The organism is Piscinibacter sp. (assembly GCF_050175855.1).
Taxonomy (GTDB): domain Bacteria; phylum Pseudomonadota; class Gammaproteobacteria; order Burkholderiales; family Burkholderiaceae_C; genus Piscinibacter.
This window is the reverse complement of the sequence record NZ_JBFXIO010000438.1, coordinates 1-3,891: the sequence shown is the minus strand read 5'-3', so window position 1 is coordinate 3,891 and position 3,891 is coordinate 1. Positions and strand designations below refer to the sequence as shown.

The window sequence follows — 3,891 nt, the reverse complement described above, 5'->3', positions numbered from 1 at the left end:
TCAAGCTCGGCCGCGAGGTGCTCGGGCGCATCGGGCGCGTCGGCAAGCTGCACAAGCCGCGGGTCGAGCAGGCCGGCTTCGCGGTGCTGAAGGCCCCGGACGTTCCGTCGATCCTCGTCGAGACCGCCTTCATCTCCAATCCGGAAGAGGAACGCAAGCTGCGCGACCGCGAGTTCCGGGAGCGGCTGGTCGATGCGCTGGAAGACGGCATCGTGCGCTATTTCGCGCGCCACCCGCCGCTGGCGCGCAACCGGCAGCTGTAGCCGCGGCGCGCGCCGGCATGGACACCCCCGTCGTCCTGTTCGGCGCCTTCGACCGGCACAACCTCGGCGACCTGATGTTCCCGCACATCGCGCAGGCGATGCTGGGCGACGTGCTCGTTCGTTTCGCCGGCCTGGCCGCGCGCGACCTGCGTGACGTCGGCGGCCACCGCGTCGAGGCGATCGGCGAACTCATCGCCGGCTGGGGCGACGGGCCTGCGACGCTGGTGCACGTGGGCGGCGAGACGCTGACCTGCCCGGCGTTCGAAGCAGCGGTGATGCTGCTCGACGCCCGCGAGCTGCCGCCCCTGCTGGCGCATTTCGCGGCCCAGCCCGAGGAGCGCGCCGCGTGGGCACGCCGCTGCACGGGTGTGGACTCGCCCGCCCCTTACGTGCTGTCGCGCCGCGACTGGCCGGGCCTGGGCCGGGTGGTGCACGCGGGCGTCGGCGGCGTCGATCTCGATCGCATCGACGCTCCGCTGCGCGACGCGGTACTGGCGCGCCTGCGCGAGGCCGATGCGATCGCGGTGCGCGACCTCAGGACGCAGGCCGCGCTGCGACGCCACGGCCTCGACGCCGCCCTCATGCCCGACCCCGCCGTGCTGGTGGCCGAACTGTTCGGCCCGCGCATCGCCCGCCATGGCTGCGACGGCGAGCCCGCCGCGGTGCGGGCGGCATTTCCACGGGGCTACCTTGCCGTGCAGTGCAGCGCGCTCTTCGCCGACGACGCGACGCTGGACTCGCTGGCCGCAGCGCTGGCCCGCGTGCAGGCCGACCGCGGCCTGGGCGTGGTGCTGCTGCGCGCCGGCGCAGCGCCGTGGCACGACGACCTCGCCGTGCTCCGGCGGCTGGCCGCACGGCTCGAGGCCACCTCCACGCGGCTGGCCGGCACGCTGGACATCTGGGACCTGTGCGCGCTGATCGCCGGCAGCGTGGCCACGATCGGCAGCAGCCTGCATGCGCGCATCGTCGCCGGCGCCTGCGGGCGACCCTGCGTCAGCCTGCAGCCGTCTGGGGACGTCGAGCGCATCCGCAAGATCGACGCGTGGGTCGAGACCTGGGAGCCGACAGCAGCGTTCCCGGTGACCACACCCGGCCGGCTCGGCGCCGCGCTGCACACCGCCCTCGACGCCGATCCGGCAGCCCTGCGCGAGCAGGCCCGCAACCTGGCGCAGCGCTGCCGTGACGGGTTCGCGGCGCTTCGGGCATGATCCGGCGCCAGTCTCGCCGCCTGCTCCGCTTGCCATGCTGCATCCCCACGCCCGCGCCCTGCTCGACCTGATCGCCGAACGCGGCGTGCCTCCCACCCACACGCTGACGCCGGCCGAGGCTCGAGCCGTGTACCGCGACCGCCGCGGCTTCACCCAGCCGGCACCGCCGCCGGTGGCCTCGGTGAGCGAACTCGCGGCCGAAGGCCCGCATGGCGCCATCCCGCTTCGCCTGTACCGGCCACTGGGCACGATGGCCGACCAGGTGCTTCCGGCGCTGGTGTACTACCACGGCGGCGGCTGGGTGATCGGCGATCTCGACACCCACGACACGCTGTGCCGCGAACTGGCCAACCACTCGGGCTGCGCGGTGGTGTCGGTGGACTATCGCCTCGCGCCGGAGCACCGCTTCCCGGCCGCGGTGGACGATTCGATTGCCGCGGCGCGCTGGGTGCATGAGCATGCAAGCGGGCTGCACATCGACCCGGATCGCATCGCGGTCGGCGGCGACAGCGCCGGCGGCAACCTGGCGGCCGTGGTGGCGCTGGCGGCGCGCGACGCGGGCGACCTGCCGCTGGCCTATCAGCTGCTGATCTACCCCGCCACCGACCAGCACCGCAGCGCGCCCTCGCACACCACCAACGGCGAGGGCTACCTGCTCACGCGCGACACCATGGCCTACTTCACCGGCCACTACATCCCCGAGCCGGCGCTGTATGCCGACTGGCGCGCCTCGCCGCTGCTGCATCCGGATCTCTCGCGCCTGCCGCCGGCGCTGGTGCTCACCGCCGGCTACGACCCGCTGCGCGACGAGGGCCTGGCCTATGCCCAGAAGCTCAGCGAGGCGGGCAACCAGGCCACGCACCTGAGCTTCGAGCGACAGATCCACGGCTTCATCCTGATGGGCAAGGTGCTCGACGAAGCGAACACCGCGGTGCGGCTGTGCGCCGCCGCGCTGCGAGACGCGCTGCAGGGCTGAACGCCGCTCAGGCCGCCGCGCGCCGCGCCTTCCAGGCGCCGAAGATGACGATCAGCCCGGGGATCAGGATCGCACCCCAGATGATCTTGTCGAGGTTCTCCTTCACCCACGGGATGTTGCCGAACAGGTAACCCGCGGTGACCACGCCGCACACCCAGATCGCCGCGCCGACCACGTTGTAGAGCGTGAAGCGGCTGCGCGTCATCGCCGCCACGCCGGCGACGAAGGGCACGAAGGTGCGCAGGAACGGGAAGAAGCGCGCCAGGATGATGGTGATGCCGCCGTGCTTCTCGTAGAAGGCGTGCGCCTGGTCGAACGCGTTCTTGTTGAAGAAGCGCGTGTTCTCCCACTGGAACACCTTGGGGCCGAAGTAGCGGCCGATGCTGTAGTTGCACTGGTCGCCGAGGATGGCCGCGGCGGTCAGCAGCACCATGGCCAGCGGGTAGTTCATCAGCCCCGCGCCGGCGAGCGCGCCGACCACGAACAGCAGCGAATCGCCCGGCAGGAAGGGCATCACCACCACGCCGGTCTCGACGAAGATGATCATGAACAGCAGCAGGTAGACCCAGGTGCCGTAGGTGGCGACGAAGTTCGCCAGGTGCACATCGACGTGCAGGATGAAATCGATCAGGAAGGCCGCGATGTCCATGGCGGGCGATTATGGGCGGCGGCCTTCCTACAATGCCGCATGACCATCGAATCGCGGGATGACATCGAGGGCCTGCAGCGGGTGGGCGCCATCGTGTCGCGCGTGCTCGCGCGCATGCTCGACGCCCTGGAGCCGGGCATGACCACCGCCGAGCTCGATGCGCTCGGCGAGCGCTGGCTGGCCGAGGCCGGGGCGCGCCCGGCGCCGCGCCTGGCGTACGACTTCCCCGGCGCCACCTGCATCAGCATCAACGAGGAGGCGGCTCACGGCATCCCGGGCGCGCGGATGATCCGCCGCGGCGACCTGGTCAACGTCGACGTCTCGGCCGAGCTCGACGGCTACTTCGCCGACACCGGCGGCTCGCGCGCCGTGCCGCCCGTCTCGCCGGTGCAGCAGCGGCTGTGCCATGCCACGCGCACCGCGCTCGAGCAGGCGATGCGCCAGGTGCGCGACGGCGCACCGCTGAACGGCATCGGCCGCGCCATCGAGCAGACGGCGCGTGCGCACCGCTTCCGCATCATCCGCAACCTCGCCAGCCACGGCGTCGGCCGCGCGCTGCACGAGGAACCCACCGAGATCGCCGGCTACTTCGAGCCGCGCGACCGGCGCGTGCTGCGCGAGGGCATGGTGATCACCATCGAACCTTTCTTGTCGACCAAGAGCACGTACGTCGAGGAAGCCGCGACGGCTGGACGCTGGTGGGCGCGCCCGGCAACCTCAGCGCCCAGTACGAGCACACGATGATCGTCACGCGCGGCGCGCCGATCGTCGTCACCCGGCATTGAGGCGATGAGC

Annotated in this window: 5 protein-coding genes; 4 read left to right on the top strand and 1 reads right to left on the bottom strand. The window is 71.9% G+C overall.

Going from position 1 to position 3,891, the window contains the following annotated elements; genetic code table 11:
* From AB7U92_RS23345 to AB7U92_RS23335, 3 genes are all read left to right on the top strand, one after another.
* Positions 1–263, top strand: a 263-nt coding sequence (locus AB7U92_RS23345) for an N-acetylmuramoyl-L-alanine amidase family protein (protein ID WP_428582615.1), incomplete at its 5' end; no start/stop codon positions are given.
* A gap of 17 nt (positions 264–280) precedes the next feature.
* Positions 281–1,471: a polysaccharide pyruvyl transferase family protein gene (locus AB7U92_RS23340; RefSeq protein ID WP_428582613.1), complete on the top strand. Its 1,191-nt coding sequence runs from the start codon at positions 281–283 to the stop codon at positions 1,469–1,471.
* A 34-nt stretch (positions 1,472–1,505) separates the two neighbouring features.
* Entirely contained in the window at positions 1,506–2,447 is a 942-nt protein-coding gene (locus AB7U92_RS23335) for an alpha/beta hydrolase (protein WP_428582611.1), read from the top strand.
* A 7-nt stretch (positions 2,448–2,454) separates the two neighbouring features.
* Here the strand turns inward: AB7U92_RS23335 and AB7U92_RS23330 are convergent, their stop codons facing one another.
* Positions 2,455–3,096, bottom strand: coding sequence for a DedA family protein (locus AB7U92_RS23330; RefSeq protein ID WP_428582609.1), 642 nt, complete (start codon positions 3,094–3,096; stop codon positions 2,455–2,457).
* Between the two features lie 39 nt (positions 3,097–3,135).
* Here AB7U92_RS23330 and map point away from each other — a divergent pair, with 39 nt between their 5' ends.
* On the top strand, positions 3,136–3,840 hold the full coding sequence (map, locus tag AB7U92_RS23325; RefSeq protein WP_428582607.1) for a type I methionyl aminopeptidase: 705 nt from the start codon (positions 3,136–3,138) through the stop codon (positions 3,838–3,840).
* Positions 3,841–3,891 lie beyond the last annotated feature (51 nt).